We start from the raw sequence: 13,299 nt of genomic DNA, 5'->3' as shown, positions 1-13,299 counted from the left end.
CATGAGCGATTTATCTAATATATGGATGTTTATTGGTGTTTGTTTCGCCACGTACTTCTTCGTTAGTTTGGTTTACAAAAAGCTAGGGATAAATAATCTGCAAACCGCACTGATGTCCGCCAATGGTTTGCGCTTATTGAATTTAAAACACCTATTAGGCATTGTTCTTTTTGGTGTTCTGTCATACATCCAAACACCGGAATTGAACTATCTGGTAAAATCATTGGAAATTGCAAAACTGCACACCCTGATTCCGTTTTTCATCGTAGTATTTCTTTCAGTTTTTGCGTCGCAATCAAGTATTAAAAGGCAAGAAGGTTTGAATGAAACGGAAATTAACCATTACAATTTTTCAAATGCTTGGGTTTACTTTTCCATAAGGTTTGCCTTTTTGTTTTGCTATGAGTACTTCTTTAGGGGTGTAATTCTATTTATGTTTCTTGATATTTTTAGCCTTCCCGTGGCCATATTTTACAGTACGATTTTATACGTGCTCATCCATATTTTCGATTCAAAAAAAGAAATAATAGGTGCTATTCCTTTCGGAATCATCCTTTGCTTATTTACCTATTTAACGGACAGTGTTTGGTATGCCTTTTTAATTCACCTGGCACTATCTGCAACCTATGAGATTTCAATGTTCTATTATGTAACGTTTAAACATAAAACCATTAAAAATGAAAAAGTCTAAAGTATTTGTAACAGGGGCTACAGGCTATGTTGGCCATCAATTAGCTAAAAAACTGGCCGATGAAGACTATGAAGTTGTTGCGCTGGTAAGGGATGTAGACTCAGAAAAAATTCCGGTGCACAAAAACATTCTGCCTGTCAAGGGAGATTTGTGCGATTTTCATTCTATCGAATCTGCTATAGACGGTTGTACGTATGCCTTTCATACGGCTGCTTTTACCAATTTAAAATGCAACAGGGTTGATAGTTTTTATAACACCAATGTTCGGGGAACAGAAAATGTATTAAAGGCTGCTCAGCAAACAAACGTTAAAAAAGTGATTTATTCCAGTACGCTTTCTGTTTTTGGGCCCTCATATAAAGATGTGCCAATTACTGAATCCCAGCCAAGGTTGGAAGCCTACGCGAATGATTACGAACTGACCAAAAGTATGGCCGAGGAATTGGTTTTGGACTATGAAAGAAAAGGTTTACCAAGTGTTATTTTGAACCTTTCGAGGGTTTACGGACCTGGGTTGAAAACTTACTCCAATGGTGTAAATAGGCTTGTAAATATGATTGCAGAAAACGATTTTTTAATTGTTCCATCAAAGCTTGATGTTGTTGCTAATTATGTGTACATAGATGATGTAGTGGATGCCCATTTATTGGCTGTAGATAAGGGAAAAAGCGGTGAAAAATATATTATTGGAGGGGAAAATGCCAGTTACAACCAACTCTTTAAAAAAATAAAATCGCTAACAAAAAGTAAGATTAAAATTTTAAAAGTTAACTACAACATGGTAAAAGGTGCGCTCATGTTATTTTATAAGCTCAATGGAGTATTTGAATTTGGCGCATCAGTGACCCCCAAGGTATTGGACTCATTATTCACAAATAGGGGAGCTTCTTGCAATAAAGCAATTTCCCAATTAGAGTATAGAATAACCCCGTTTGATCTTGGGTTAGAGAGAACCATTAATTTTTTATCAAAATAACCATCATGGAAGCATATACATTAAAAAATAAAGTGGTTTTAATAACGGGATCTAGTCAGGGCATTGGTAAAGCAACGGCTTTATGTTTTGGGGCTCAAGGAGCTTGCATAATGCTAAACGGGAGAAATAAGGAAAAATTGATAAAAGCAGAAAAGGAATTACGGCTGAAGGGTTTAAATGTTGATTCTTTTTGTGCGGATATTACTAATCTTGATAATGCAAAAAAATTGATAGACAAAACAATAAATAGTTTTGGGAAGTTAGATATTTTGGTTAATAACGCAGGTGTGTCTATGCGTGGTAAATTTTCAAATTTAAATTCAGATGTGTTTAAAAGAGTGTTTGATATTAATGTTTTTGCCTCAGTTAATCTATCAAAATTAGCTTTGCCTTATTTAAGAAATTCAAAAGGAAGCTTGGTTTTTGTTTCCAGCGTTGCGGGAATAAGAGGTTTGCCAAGTAATTCGGCTTATTGTTCTTCTAAAATGGCGTTACGTGCAGTCGCAGAATCTATAAGAATTGAAGAAGCAAAATCAAATATCCATGTGGGTTTAGTATATGTTGGGATAACAGAAATTGAGAAGGGTAAAACAACGATTTCTGAAAATGGCTCTTTGATTGAACTGGAAGATAGATCTAAATATCGAGTGCATTCAAAAGGGCATGTAGCGAGTAGAATATTGGAAAATATAAGAAAAAGAAAGTTTATTACCACCTTAACATGGCTCGGAAAATTAAACTTTTTTATGCAAAAATTTACACCAATTTTATCGGAAAGAATTCTGATTTGGGCAAATAGAAAGGTACAAGCTAGAAGTTTGTAATCTCTTTTTAGAAAATTAAAAACTTGTTTTTATAATTAAATCATAAAAATATGAAAGCGTATACATTAATTACAGGCGCGAGCCAAGGTTTTGGAAAAGCTATGACCTTGCAGTTTGCAGAAAAAAATATGAATTTAATGCTTGTTGCATTACCAAATTCTGGATTGCCTGAGCTATCAAACTTCATTAAGGAAAATATGCATGTGGATGTCCATTATTTAGAGCTCGATTTAAGTACGACCAAAAGCTGTTATGACATTGCAGAATATGTTGACAAACACAAACTTCAAATTAAATACTTAGTTAACAATGCCGGCGTATTAAGTAGGGGCCTATTTGAAGGATTGAACGAAGAATTCATTCTCAAGCAAATAGCGGTAAATGTAACAACACCAACACTGTTGATTAAGCTTTTGCTGAAAAATATGAAGGCCGCTGCACCTGCCGCCATATTGAACATAAGTAGTATGGCCAGTTTTTTTGCGTTGCCCAAAAAGCAGGTTTATGGAGCTACAAAGGCATACTTAACTTCCTTTTCTAAAAGTTTGGGTAAAGAGTTGAAAAAGGACAATATCTCTGTAACAACGATTTGTCCAGGTGGGTTAAATACCACTACAAGACTATGCTATCAAAACCGAATTTTAGGTTGGATACCCAGAAATACGGTGCTAAATCCGAAAGAGGCTTCAAGAATAGCTATCAATGCCATGTTGAAAAGGAGAAAACTAATCGTACCAGGTTTTATAAATAAATGTTTGATGATGCTGGACAAACTATTACCTGAATTTATAAAAGATGCATTGACCAATAGGGAGATTAATAAATTTCCAGCTGGCAAATTGCAAACATGAATTTAAAGCGTAATCATCTTTTATAATCTACAATTGTCGAAATTCTTTAGAATTAGTTCGATTTAAAATATCAATTATGAAAAAATATTCAAAAATACTTGTTACCGGAGCTAATGGTTTACTTGGAACAAATACGATAATGGAACTATTGAAACAAGGCTTTATGGTCAGGGGATTTTTAAGGAATAGAAATAATTTTGTAGGACCAACTCATCAAAATCTCGAACTATTTGAAGGGGATATTACAAAAGTCAATCATTTAAATGAGGCTTTGAGAGACATTGATTGCGTTATTCACACAGCTGCTATAACCGGCCAGCATATACTAGATTACAAGGATTATTATAAGGTTAATGTAGAAGGTGTTGAAAACCTGGTGTTTGCCTCTATCAAAAATAAGGTTAGAAGAATTGTTTATGTAAGCACAGCAGGTCAATTTGGTTATGGAACCTTAGAAGATTTGGGAAATGAGTCAATTGAGATTAAGCAGCCATTTAAAAAGCAGTTTTATGTAAAAAGTAAGAAAGAAGCTTATGATTTTCTTCAAACCATAAAAAATGAAATAGACGTAGTAACTGTTAATCCATCATTTATGATTGGAGCTTACGACTCGAAGCCTAGCTCTGGAAAAATAGTGCTTATGGGCATAAGAAACAGGTTGGTTTTTTGCCCACCAGGAGGCAAAAGCTTCGTATGTGTTCAAGATGTTTCAAGAGGTGCCGTTAATGCAATGATTCATGGTAATAGTGGTGAGTCGTATTTATTAGCTAATGAAAATTTGAGTTTTGAACAGTTCTTTAAGCGATTAAGAAAACTATCTAAAAACAATATGATAATAATAAAAATTCCAAAACTCATTATGATTTCATTGGGATACTTTGGAGATTTTTTAAGGTATTTAAAAATCCCGATTCAATTATCTACGGCGAATATTAGGCTACTGTGTGTAAATGGTTTTTATTCTAACACTAAAGCTAAAAATGAATTGGGCGTTCAGTTTAGTCCCATTGAGAATGGAATACTTGATGCTGTGCATTGGTTTTCAAAACATAGGTCTTAATCGTTTTTCGATTTATCATTCATTTTGGATGTGTCCTAAATTATCCATAATGCATTAACTCGGATATCGGTGCCAAAAGCTTATGGTAGTTTTGAATTATTAACGGCGCAAACTGTATGAATCATGAAAACTATACTTCAACTATTGATTTTATTGTTGCTCACTTCATGCGTGTCACATAGGGTTTACGCTACGCCATCATACGGGTCTTTGTATTATGCCGAAAAGAAACATTATGGGGATAAAAAAACAACAGAAACCTATGTTTCAGGAGATTTAAGTTTTGGTAGGCATATGCAGGATGCGGAAGCTTTTGATGATGCCAAAAATAGCTTCATTAAATGTGCATCGCAACATCACCGGCCAGTTTTACATTTACTATTACGGTTTGGGAGCCTCGATGGGTACATATCGATTTAAAGAAGCTTATGGAAGTATGGCGAGAGAGAGCGAAACGGCAAATTTTTATAATATCCATTTAAAAACGGGTATCAATTACACCTATACAAGACCAAAGGTTGATTCTAGATTTTTAGGGGTGGAATTGGCCTATAATAATGAATTTGGCGACTATCAAAAAAAGTTGGAAGAGCTCATCAAGGTTGATGATTCAGATTTAATCGTAGTCAATCAAAAATCAATGTTTACCTATAACTGGTATTCAGAATATGCCTTTAAATCATCAAATCAGGATGCTTTTACGGTTGGTCTTTATGTTGGAGGTTTGATTGGACTTGAAGAAACGGACATGTTTAGTGGCGATGCCACTTACAGAGGTATAACATTGGGATTGAGGTTAAAAAAATATACCATCAGTTTAATTTACGAATCAGGACAGAATGAAATCCAATCTTCAAAACTAGGGTTGACTAATCAATTATAAATAGAGAAATATTATGAAAGGAAACATAAAAAAGTGGAATAAAAATCACTTAAAAACAGTGGTGTTGCTCCTTGGTTTTGCAATTAGCTTTAGTCTTTATAATTGTGAAGCTGCCATTAACTGTATATCGAGTTTAAAACCTCCAGAGCTTCCACCTAAAGAACTAAAAATAGGATATTTAGAACAAGCCTATTTTGAAGAATTAATTCCCTATGTGCCTCAAAACCCGAATGCTGAAATTTATTATTGGGATTTTGAAATTGAAGGACAATTACCTAAGGGTATTGATGTTTATCTAGGCTCTGGAAGAATAGTGTTTGAAGGCGTGCCGAAAGAAGTTGGAACTTATAATTTGAAAATTTATTTAGAAGTTGACTCAGTTGATGGTGTAAGTTTATGCAATCCCGCAAGGACATCAAAAGATTATGCCGTACAAATAAATCCATAGAAGGCCAGTAATAGTATAAGATTTAAAAATAATAAAACTCAAAGAATATGTCCTAAATCATCTACCATAAATATTATCGGATATAAGAACCAATTATTGAGACGATATTTGGAGTATAAATAAATTTAAAAGATTATATGATGAACACTTCAAATAAAAATATAGAATCTCAAATCTTTTTGTTTTGGTCAGTTCCAAGTATTTCAAAGATTAAAGACTATAAAATGAAGTCTGATCTTTTAAGGGAAGCAAATGCGCATTTAAAGTCGGTGAGGGTGGTGACTCGTAAAAATGAAACCGTAAAATTTAAAAAAATAGAATTGAAGGATGGAACCTTTTATGGATTAAAGAAGATAAAAGGAGAGGTTAAAAAAATGTTATTAAATATTAATTTAATCAAGGCCGTCATATTATTATAAATTTTAATTAAAAATCGCTGATTATGAAAACATTAAAAAGGACATTAATATTAATACTTATTTTTATAATTGGAATGACCTCCTATTCGCAAAATATAGATGAAGAAAATAACTTATCATTTCACTCTTTTTCATTTGCGCCAGAAATATTTTTTATGGATGATTTTTATACAGGTGGTTTTAGCCTTAGTTCAGAGCTTAGTTGGAATTCTAAAAAAAATATTTTCACACTTTCTGCTTCTATAGGAGAAGAATTTGTGCTTTGGGGAAATGCTGATAATTTTCAACAGTTAAATGTCTTATATGGGAGGGAATTTAAATTAAATAATTGGTTCTTTATAGATGCACATACTGGGGTAGGTATTTTGTTTTATAATATGGTGATATAAACGCAGTTGGACTAAATATAATAACTAAACTTAGATTTAAAATTGGTGAAAAATTTTCTACTGGAATTAGACTTCAATCTAATTTTAATTCGGCTGTAAATATTTATTCTATAGGATTCTTGTTACAATGGAACTATTAATGAATTTTTATACCCAAATTTTGAGAAAATGTATTCATAACTGATTAGTGCTGAAATATTTAAAATTAACATTAGTTGATATAAACATGAAAACAATTGAACAAATTTTTTATACAATCCTATTAAGTGTTTGCCTTCAATTGGCTTTCACTCATCCCATATCTGCCCAAAAAAAGATAAAAATTGATGAGCAACTTAAAGCAAACAGTCAATCCTTCACCGTAAAACGAAAAGGAATCAGAGCTATTGGAAGATATAAGTTTGGGCCATTTAAAATAATTTCGGGAAAACAGGGCTGGGTAAAAGTTCGCTCTAAATCACCTTTTTTTGGTGATCATACATCTATAAAATCTTCTTCTAAGCAGTCCTTTGTTTTTGCGAATAAAATAGGCGATACTTGTATCGCAAATATCCGTATAACAGAAAATATCGAAACAGATGACGGGAATTGGTTTTCGCGAACGCTCTTAAATTGGTCAGACACCGAGGTTAAAAAAGGCGAAGGAGTTTTTGAAACGGATTTTTCATTTTCAAGAGATACAGTTCCGTGGAGGTTAACCGTAATATATCCCATTTATGCAGAAGCTCAAAATGGAGATATAAAGCGAGACACTATTACAAAATTTCGGGGCGCTTTAACCAGTACAAATACTATTATTGAAATTAAGAAAGTTACCATAAGAGAAGACGGTAAAAAAAGGTCTTGGCTTAACCCTATATTAGGATATGAACTTTGGCAAGGATCAAAGTCTCTGGCTGCTATTCAGGTGATGCCAGCCAATAGAATGCATGTCTGGATTCGTGATGATTTAGATTCTTCATTAAAGTTTATTCTTGCTAGTAGTATGTCAGCCTTGCTTGTTCATACTCTTTAAAGTCGATTTTGTATCAAGCCCCTTTTTGATAATTGCGTTTCAGGTTGCCATAAGGGCCCTTGCAACTTTTAGTGTTTCAAGATGGCTTTAAGATGAAGTATGGAGCATCTAAAATTGAATAGCATTTATAAAAACAATAGAAAGCCATGGATTTTATCGGTGGCTTTCTGTTACTATAATATTCAAAAGGATTAAACCCTAACATGCCCATCACCAAACACATAATATTTATTGGTTACCAACTGTTTTAAACCTAGTGGGCCGCGATGGTGTAATTTATCAGTACTAATGGCCAACTCTGCGCCAACGCCCATTTGTCCGCCATCTGTAAATCGGGTAGAGGCATTGTGGTAAACGGCAGCGCTATCCACTTGTTCCATAAATTCTGCAGCCTTGATTTTGTCTTCAGTTAATATTGCGGCGGAGTGCCCACCCGAATAGGTGTTAATTTTTTCAATGGCTTCATCCAATGTGTTCACCTCGGCCAAAACAATTTTTAATGCCAAAAACTCCTCGTACCAGGTGTCTTCTTCTTGGATTTTATTTTCACTTGGAAGAATATTTCCAATTTTTTCGTCCACAAGAATAGTGACATTGGCGCTTCTTAAAACATGTTGTAGTTCTTTGAGTTTGGCCTCGTAATTCGGAATGTTTTTATCGATCAACACTTTATCCAAAGCATTACAACCGGAAATTTTATCGGTTTTAGCATTTAAAATAACTTTCAAGGTTTTCTCCCAATTGGCATCCTGCGCTACGTATAAAAAGTTGTTTCCACGCCCACTTATCAATACGGCACAGCTTGCGTGGTCTTTAACAAATTTAATTAAACGCTCACCACCACGAGGTACGATTAAATCCAATGGTTCTGTCGGGTTTCTTAGAAATTCCTGGGTTTCCTCGCGTTTTAAGTGCAAGAGTTTTATCCAATCTTTTGAAAGACCGTTTTCCGCTAAAGCTTCATGCCAACATTGCTCCAAGATTAAATTACTGTTTATGGCTTCCTTACCACCTTTCAATAATATTTTGTTGTTGGCTTTAAAGGCTAAAACCGCAGCCTCAACGGTCACGTCTGGTCTCGATTCATAAATAATCAAAATTGTGCCGAATGGTGCCGTTTTGTTCGTAATCTTCAAACCACTATCCAAAGTTAAATCGGAAATAACGTTTCCAACAGGGTCGTTCTGTACTCTGACTTCTTCAATGGCTTTTATCATGCCATCAACTTTGGCTTCGTTTACAACCAACCGATCGAAAAGGGCTTGGTCATCGCGGTTAAAGGCATCGAGGTCTTTTTTGTTGGCTTTAATGATGTTGTGCCGTTCGCGATCTATAATTTTCACCATAGATTCAAGAACTTTATTTTTTATCTCTGAACTTAAAAGTTTCATTTCTTTGTTTTTTTAGTGAATAAATTTTGTTCCAATTTCTTTGTTGTCAATAATATCGACAATCACATTTTCTCGCTTTCCATTGGCGATATATGTTGGGATATTTTTTTTGGCTGTACCCTTTGCGATTTTAATTTTTGAAGCCATGCCGCCTCGTCCTTCGCCTTCCTTTTTATTCGAGGCTTTTACATATTTTTCAACATTTTGGTTTACTTTAACTTCATTTAGTTTTTTGGAACCTTCATCATCGGGATGCCCGGTATAAAGGCCGTCGGTATCGGATAATATAATCAGTCTATCGGCATCTATTAACTCCGCAACCAAACTGGCCAACTCGTCATTATCTGAAAACATAGACATGGTCAACGATACCGCATCATCTTCATTGGCAATGGGGATTACCCCTTCAGACAATAAACCTTCGTAACAATTAATCATATTTTCACGGTGCTTACCGGGGTCGAAATCTCTTTTGGTAGCCAAAACCTGTGCGCATTGCATACCATAATCGTGAAAAATATTATAGTAATAACGCATCAATCTGGGTTGCCCTACCGATGAATAAACTTGGCGTCGTATAGATTTATCGGTAATGCTGGTATGCCCTAAAATTTCCCTTCCGGCAATGGCAGAACCCGATGATACCAAAACCACCATAATGTCTCGTTCATAAAGCACAGAAATTTGTCTGACTAATTCCCTTAAAATAGGGCCTAAAATCCGGTTGTCTTTATTGGTCAGTACATTGGTGCCCACTTTTACAACTACTCTTTCAATATCTTGTGCCATTTTATTTGTTTTTGCCTAGTTCAACAGCTCTGTCAAATGCAGCGTAAGCTCCTTCTTGAATCAGTTGTTTTACATTGTTGTCTTCCATAGAATCGATTGCAGCTTGCGTGGTTCCCCCTTTTGAGGCCACGCGGCTGATCCAAGTTTCGGGCGACATGTTATTTTTGTTAAATAGTTCTATGGCACCTTCGAAGGTGTTGCTTACCAATATTTTTGAGTCGTATTCTGAAAACCCCATGTTTTGGGCGGCTTCCAGCATAGACTGCATAAAGTAAAAGACATAGGCAGGGCCACTTCCCGAAATTCCAGTTGAAGCATCAATAAACGTTTCAGTATCAACATGAATGGAAGTTCCTGTGGTGTCCAGTAAGTTCCTGACCATAATCAATTCAACTTTTGAAACATCTTTAGATTCCGTATACGACGTAACTCCCTTGCCAACTTGTGCGGGTAGGTTGGGCATGGTTCTAATTACTTTTTTGGCGTTTAGTTTTTGCTGTATGGTATTTATGGTAACCCCGGCCATTAGGGAAACTATAAGTTGCCCTTGACTGAGCATGGGTTTCATTTGTTCAAATAAGCTATCGCTGTGATATGGCTTTACGGCAACAAATACAATATCTGCCTTAGGGAGGCAATCGTCTAAATTGTCGTAAACATCAAATCGGTCGTCTTTGCGTAATGTTTCAATTTTTTTTGGATCAGTATCATAAATTCTGAGCTTGTGTTTGCTCAACAATGATGAGTTTGCCATGCCCTCGGCGTAAGTTAAACCCATGTTTCCTGCTCCAATTACTAGTACTTTCATTTTTTATTGTTTCAATATTTTTTACGGGTATAATGCCGCAAGGATTGTGCAACAGTGCCAAAATGAAATTTTGATTTTGAGAATTAAGATATCTTGAAGCTTTTTTGCCAATCGTTAGAAGATTTGAATGATATCAACATAATCGTTAGGGAAACATTAATTCTGAAAAATGAAAGAATGTGGAAATATGACAGGATGTCGGTGACAATTTGTTGGTTTTGTAAGAAAAGAGTCCAATTCAGCCCTTCAAAATTTCTTCACACTGATATCGATCATTGCGCAAAAATTTTTATCAGATTAAATTTAATAGATGCACTAAGTCATGAAGGCACAAAATCAACAATGTGTTTTATTGCTTCAAAAATTTAAAAATGAAAAGGTTACGAAAACATTTTAGGCTCATAGCCATGGCTTTTGGTATTCTTGTATTGTTACAAAGTTGTGTTGCATACAAAAAAGGGAACTATACTTTAGAACAGGCTGTTACCGAACAAAATAGGGTGAAAGTAAGAACTGCAGAAGGTAAAACCATAAAATATGAAAAAGTGGAACTATTGGATGGAACATATTATGGAAGAAAAATGATAAAAGGGAAAAGTAGCTTGGTTGCCCTTGACGAGGAAGATATAAGTGATGTAATGCTTCAAAACAAAAGGATGTCTACTCAATTATCAATAATAGCACCTTTTGTGGTGATTGGTATTGTTTTGGGTATTAGGGAAAGTGTTAGAAACAGCATTAGTGTTGGTTGGTAGTTAAACGAATTTTTAGGTAGAATCATGAAAGCACTCAATAAACATAAAAAAGTCATGGCACAAATCATGATGTTGCTCATACTTTTCCAAAGTTGTACGATTTATAGATCTACGCCCATAACTTTGGATCAAGCGGTTAAAAATGAATATAAAGTAAAAGTAATAACAAAAACCAGCGGGGCTTTAAAATTTAAAAGAATTGGCGTTGAAAATGGAGATTATTATGGACTGATTTGGAGCCGAGGTGAAACAATCAGAATACCTTTAAAAGAAGAGAATATAATTAGTGTTCAAGAAAAGAATAAAACATTGTCCAATCTTTTAGTCATTGCTTTGCCCGTAGCGCTTACAATTGGATTCGCTAATATGTTTGGTGATGAACCTGGATGGAAATCCGATGGTAGTTTTCAGTTTTAAGCAGCATATTTTTAGTTTAACATAAAAGTTTGAGGGTATAGTTCCATTCGGAGTTATTCATTCTTTGGTCTTATGCCAAAAATCAATAAATATCCTATCATCCAGAACTCTCCAATGGTTGCAGGAAGAATTAATAATCTTTTATAGGGTAAATTAATCCCGGTGTAACTAACTATAGTGCTAATAAGGTACCCAATACCACCCAGAATAATCACTCTGCCCAACCAAATCGGCATCCTTTTGGATTTTATGACGATGTAGCCCATAGGAAAAAGCCAAAGCCCAAAGAAAAGACCACCAACACCCCAGGCGTTGGCAATTATATTTTGAAACATTTGTATCAATAAAATCTGGTTTTCCATTGGCATGGAAGCGTTTGCAATACCAATTGCAGAGGCCATTGCAATTGCGCTAATCATAATCGCTACAGAATTAATCATGCCCCATATACCCAGTGTCCAAGCAGCCCATTCGTCAATATTTTTAAACAATTTATAAAACCACACCGCAGTAAGGGCCTGAGATACAACAATGGCAAACTCAAATAGAAGCCGTATTCTTGCAGTAGATTCTAAATTGACTAAGTTCGTTAATGTTTTTTCTGGGTCGCCAGAAACAAATATCTGTGGGTGAAACACAACAAATCCCAATATTCCTGAGATACCCATAATTAGGTACCAAATTCCTGTAATTCTTGCAGTTTTTATTAACTCGCTATGGTGGTTATTTATAGTCATAGGCTTTGTTTGTTTTTATTTTATAGCTTGTTGCCAAGATCAATTATATGGTTATATAAGTATAATTATATCGAATCCAAATAGCTTTTCAATTGTATTGATAGCTCAGTTGCATTTTCAGCAAATTCTCCTGCCTCCCAAGTGTTCAATTTGCACGTTATTCCAATAGAAGTGTATAACGGCAAATATAATGGGAGATTATCACTTATACTTTTAAACACACCTTGAGCAGGAACCTCTTTTGTTGAGAAAGGTGGAATATTGTTCTTGTAATCTTTAACAGTAAATGGGATAACCCAATTTTTTCGGGCTTCATTTACCAATTTAAAAGTGTAATCATTATAGTTAACAGCCGATTTCTTCAATTTACTATAGAATGAAAATAAGCTATCAACAACTTTTTGGTTTTTAATAATCTTCAAATCACCGGTCTGAATCAACTGTGTCCATGTTGTTGGCTCATTATACCAAGGACTGATATCTCCTGCACTAATAAAATCATTAATATATTGAATGGAATCTTCAATGAATAAATTTTGCGATTTCCATATGCCTAAAATCCTATCCATTCTTTCTTGCTTCGCTTTGAATGATGATTGTAAATCTTTGAAATATTCGATATCAGAATTCAATTCAGAAATTAGCCTTGATAAATACTCTTTTTCCAGTTTATTGTCAATTCTTTTATTGTTCCAATTATTTACTTGTAGCGCTATTAGAATACCAATAACAACTAAAATAATCTCTCCAATTGCATATTTTAAATACTTTCCAGTTTTTCCTTCTGAAAGTAAATTAAGCCTAATTCTTCTAAAGAATTTTATCATTGGTTACATGGTTTTAGCG

Annotated in this window: 18 protein-coding genes; 13 read left to right on the top strand and 5 right to left on the bottom strand. The window is 34.6% G+C overall.

All coding sequences use genetic code 11. The features are described 5' to 3' along the window. The first annotated feature begins 1 nt into the window (after position 1). The 11 genes from ACB104_RS04085 (at position 2) to ACB104_RS04035 (ending at position 7,556) form a co-directional block, all read left to right on the top strand. The gene (locus tag ACB104_RS04085; protein ID WP_370477002.1) at positions 2-691 is read left to right on the top strand and encodes a CPBP family intramembrane glutamic endopeptidase; all 690 of its coding nucleotides are present in this window, start codon (positions 2-4) and stop codon (positions 689-691) included. After that, positions 678-1,667 carry an NAD-dependent epimerase/dehydratase family protein gene (locus tag ACB104_RS04080; protein WP_370477001.1) on the top strand — a complete coding sequence of 330 codons (990 nt, stop codon included), beginning with the start codon at positions 678-680 and terminating at the stop codon, positions 1,665-1,667. The genes ACB104_RS04085 and ACB104_RS04080 overlap by 14 nt, the downstream gene beginning before the upstream one ends. Before the next feature lie 5 nt (positions 1,668-1,672). After that, complete coding sequence (locus tag ACB104_RS04075; RefSeq protein WP_370477000.1) at positions 1,673-2,491, top strand: SDR family NAD(P)-dependent oxidoreductase; 819 nt, start codon at positions 1,673-1,675, stop codon at positions 2,489-2,491. A 50-nt stretch (positions 2,492-2,541) separates the two neighbouring features. Then, on the top strand, positions 2,542-3,342 hold the full coding sequence (locus ACB104_RS04070; protein WP_370476999.1) for an SDR family NAD(P)-dependent oxidoreductase: 801 nt from the start codon (positions 2,542-2,544) through the stop codon (positions 3,340-3,342). Positions 3,343-3,418: 76 nt separating this feature from the next. After that, positions 3,419-4,402 carry an NAD-dependent epimerase/dehydratase family protein gene (locus ACB104_RS04065; protein WP_370476998.1) on the top strand — a complete coding sequence of 328 codons (984 nt, stop codon included), beginning with the start codon at positions 3,419-3,421 and terminating at the stop codon, positions 4,400-4,402. A gap of 123 nt (positions 4,403-4,525) precedes the next feature. Beyond that, on the top strand, positions 4,526-4,822 hold the full coding sequence (locus ACB104_RS04060) for a hypothetical protein (protein WP_370476997.1): 297 nt from the start codon (positions 4,526-4,528) through the stop codon (positions 4,820-4,822). Positions 4,823-4,838: 16 nt separating this feature from the next. Continuing rightward, positions 4,839-5,285 (top strand): hypothetical protein, encoded by a 447-nt coding sequence (locus tag ACB104_RS04055; RefSeq protein WP_370476996.1) that lies wholly within the window; start codon positions 4,839-4,841, stop codon positions 5,283-5,285. Positions 5,286-5,298: 13 nt separating this feature from the next. After that, a complete protein-coding gene (locus ACB104_RS04050; protein ID WP_370476995.1) occupies positions 5,299-5,733 on the top strand; it encodes a hypothetical protein in 435 nt (144 codons plus the stop codon). Positions 5,734-5,873: 140 nt separating this feature from the next. Further along, complete coding sequence (locus tag ACB104_RS04045) at positions 5,874-6,152, top strand: hypothetical protein (RefSeq protein ID WP_370476994.1); 279 nt, start codon at positions 5,874-5,876, stop codon at positions 6,150-6,152. A gap of 23 nt (positions 6,153-6,175) precedes the next feature. Next, entirely contained in the window at positions 6,176-6,541 is a 366-nt protein-coding gene (locus ACB104_RS04040; RefSeq protein ID WP_370476993.1) for a hypothetical protein, read from the top strand. A gap of 226 nt (positions 6,542-6,767) precedes the next feature. Then, on the top strand, positions 6,768-7,556 hold the full coding sequence (locus ACB104_RS04035; protein WP_370476992.1) for a hypothetical protein: 789 nt from the start codon (positions 6,768-6,770) through the stop codon (positions 7,554-7,556). 191 nt (positions 7,557-7,747) lie between these two features. Here ACB104_RS04035 and ACB104_RS04030 read toward each other — a convergent pair whose 3' ends face one another. Genes ACB104_RS04030 through proC form a run of 3 tightly spaced genes read right to left on the bottom strand, consistent with a single transcriptional unit; the run spans position 7,748 to position 10,544 of the window. Then, a complete protein-coding gene (locus ACB104_RS04030; RefSeq protein ID WP_370476991.1) occupies positions 7,748-8,947 on the bottom strand; it encodes a glutamate-5-semialdehyde dehydrogenase in 1,200 nt (399 codons plus the stop codon). 12 nt (positions 8,948-8,959) lie between these two features. After that, positions 8,960-9,736 carry a glutamate 5-kinase gene (gene proB, locus ACB104_RS04025; RefSeq protein ID WP_370476990.1) on the bottom strand — a complete coding sequence of 259 codons (777 nt, stop codon included), beginning with the start codon at positions 9,734-9,736 and terminating at the stop codon, positions 8,960-8,962. Position 9,737: 1 nt separating this feature from the next. Further along, positions 9,738-10,544 (bottom strand): pyrroline-5-carboxylate reductase, encoded by an 807-nt coding sequence (proC, locus tag ACB104_RS04020; RefSeq protein ID WP_370476989.1) that lies wholly within the window; start codon positions 10,542-10,544, stop codon positions 9,738-9,740. A 371-nt stretch (positions 10,545-10,915) separates the two neighbouring features. On the opposite strand from proC, the gene ACB104_RS04015 reads away from it, so the two are divergent. Then, the gene (locus ACB104_RS04015) at positions 10,916-11,299 is read left to right on the top strand and encodes a hypothetical protein (protein WP_370476988.1); all 384 of its coding nucleotides are present in this window, start codon (positions 10,916-10,918) and stop codon (positions 11,297-11,299) included. 54 nt (positions 11,300-11,353) lie between these two features. Continuing rightward, entirely contained in the window at positions 11,354-11,716 is a 363-nt protein-coding gene (locus ACB104_RS04010; protein ID WP_370476987.1) for a hypothetical protein, read from the top strand. 53 nt (positions 11,717-11,769) lie between these two features. Here the strand turns inward: ACB104_RS04010 and ACB104_RS04005 are convergent, their stop codons facing one another. Beyond that, positions 11,770-12,453 (bottom strand): DUF4386 domain-containing protein, encoded by a 684-nt coding sequence (locus ACB104_RS04005; RefSeq protein ID WP_370476986.1) that lies wholly within the window; start codon positions 12,451-12,453, stop codon positions 11,770-11,772. Between the two features lie 65 nt (positions 12,454-12,518). Then, the gene (locus tag ACB104_RS04000; RefSeq protein WP_370476985.1) at positions 12,519-13,280 is read right to left on the bottom strand and encodes a DUF6090 family protein; all 762 of its coding nucleotides are present in this window, start codon (positions 13,278-13,280) and stop codon (positions 12,519-12,521) included. Positions 13,281-13,299: the final 19 nt, after the last annotated feature.

This window comes from Tamlana flava, assembly GCF_041287255.1.
Lineage (GTDB): Bacteria > Bacteroidota > Bacteroidia > Flavobacteriales > Flavobacteriaceae > Tamlana > Tamlana flava.
The sequence above is the reverse complement of the archived record's forward strand: the minus strand, read 5'-3'. Positions and strand labels throughout refer to the sequence as shown.

What these genes read in the sequence shown, in the direction of transcription:
- ACB104_RS04060 (WP_370476997.1), top strand. Translation starts at nt 4,526, where the DNA reads ATGAAAACTATACTTCAACTATTGATTTTATTGTTGCTCACTTCATGC.
- ACB104_RS04040 (WP_370476993.1), top strand. Translation starts at nt 6,176, where the DNA reads ATGAAAACATTAAAAAGGACATTAATATTAATACTTATTTTTATAATT.
- ACB104_RS04075 (WP_370477000.1), top strand. Translation starts at nt 1,673, where the DNA reads ATGGAAGCATATACATTAAAAAATAAAGTGGTTTTAATAACGGGATCT.
- proC (WP_370476989.1), bottom strand. Translation starts at nt 10,544, where the DNA reads ATGAAAGTACTAGTAATTGGAGCAGGAAACATGGGTTTAACTTACGCC.
- ACB104_RS04050 (WP_370476995.1), top strand. Translation starts at nt 5,299, where the DNA reads ATGAAAGGAAACATAAAAAAGTGGAATAAAAATCACTTAAAAACAGTG.
- ACB104_RS04015 (WP_370476988.1), top strand. Translation starts at nt 10,916, where the DNA reads ATGAAAAGGTTACGAAAACATTTTAGGCTCATAGCCATGGCTTTTGGT.
- ACB104_RS04030 (WP_370476991.1), bottom strand. Translation starts at nt 8,947, where the DNA reads ATGAAACTTTTAAGTTCAGAGATAAAAAATAAAGTTCTTGAATCTATG.
- ACB104_RS04085 (WP_370477002.1), top strand. Translation starts at nt 2, where the DNA reads ATGAGCGATTTATCTAATATATGGATGTTTATTGGTGTTTGTTTCGCC.
- ACB104_RS04065 (WP_370476998.1), top strand. Translation starts at nt 3,419, where the DNA reads ATGAAAAAATATTCAAAAATACTTGTTACCGGAGCTAATGGTTTACTT.
- ACB104_RS04035 (WP_370476992.1), top strand. Translation starts at nt 6,768, where the DNA reads ATGAAAACAATTGAACAAATTTTTTATACAATCCTATTAAGTGTTTGC.
- proB (WP_370476990.1), bottom strand. Translation starts at nt 9,736, where the DNA reads ATGGCACAAGATATTGAAAGAGTAGTTGTAAAAGTGGGCACCAATGTA.
- ACB104_RS04010 (WP_370476987.1), top strand. Translation starts at nt 11,354, where the DNA reads ATGGCACAAATCATGATGTTGCTCATACTTTTCCAAAGTTGTACGATT.
- ACB104_RS04005 (WP_370476986.1), bottom strand. Translation starts at nt 12,453, where the DNA reads ATGACTATAAATAACCACCATAGCGAGTTAATAAAAACTGCAAGAATT.
- ACB104_RS04045 (WP_370476994.1), top strand. Translation starts at nt 5,874, where the DNA reads ATGAACACTTCAAATAAAAATATAGAATCTCAAATCTTTTTGTTTTGG.
- ACB104_RS04055 (WP_370476996.1), top strand. Translation starts at nt 4,839, where the DNA reads ATGGCGAGAGAGAGCGAAACGGCAAATTTTTATAATATCCATTTAAAA.
- ACB104_RS04070 (WP_370476999.1), top strand. Translation starts at nt 2,542, where the DNA reads ATGAAAGCGTATACATTAATTACAGGCGCGAGCCAAGGTTTTGGAAAA.
- ACB104_RS04000 (WP_370476985.1), bottom strand. Translation starts at nt 13,280, where the DNA reads ATGATAAAATTCTTTAGAAGAATTAGGCTTAATTTACTTTCAGAAGGA.
- ACB104_RS04080 (WP_370477001.1), top strand. Translation starts at nt 678, where the DNA reads ATGAAAAAGTCTAAAGTATTTGTAACAGGGGCTACAGGCTATGTTGGC.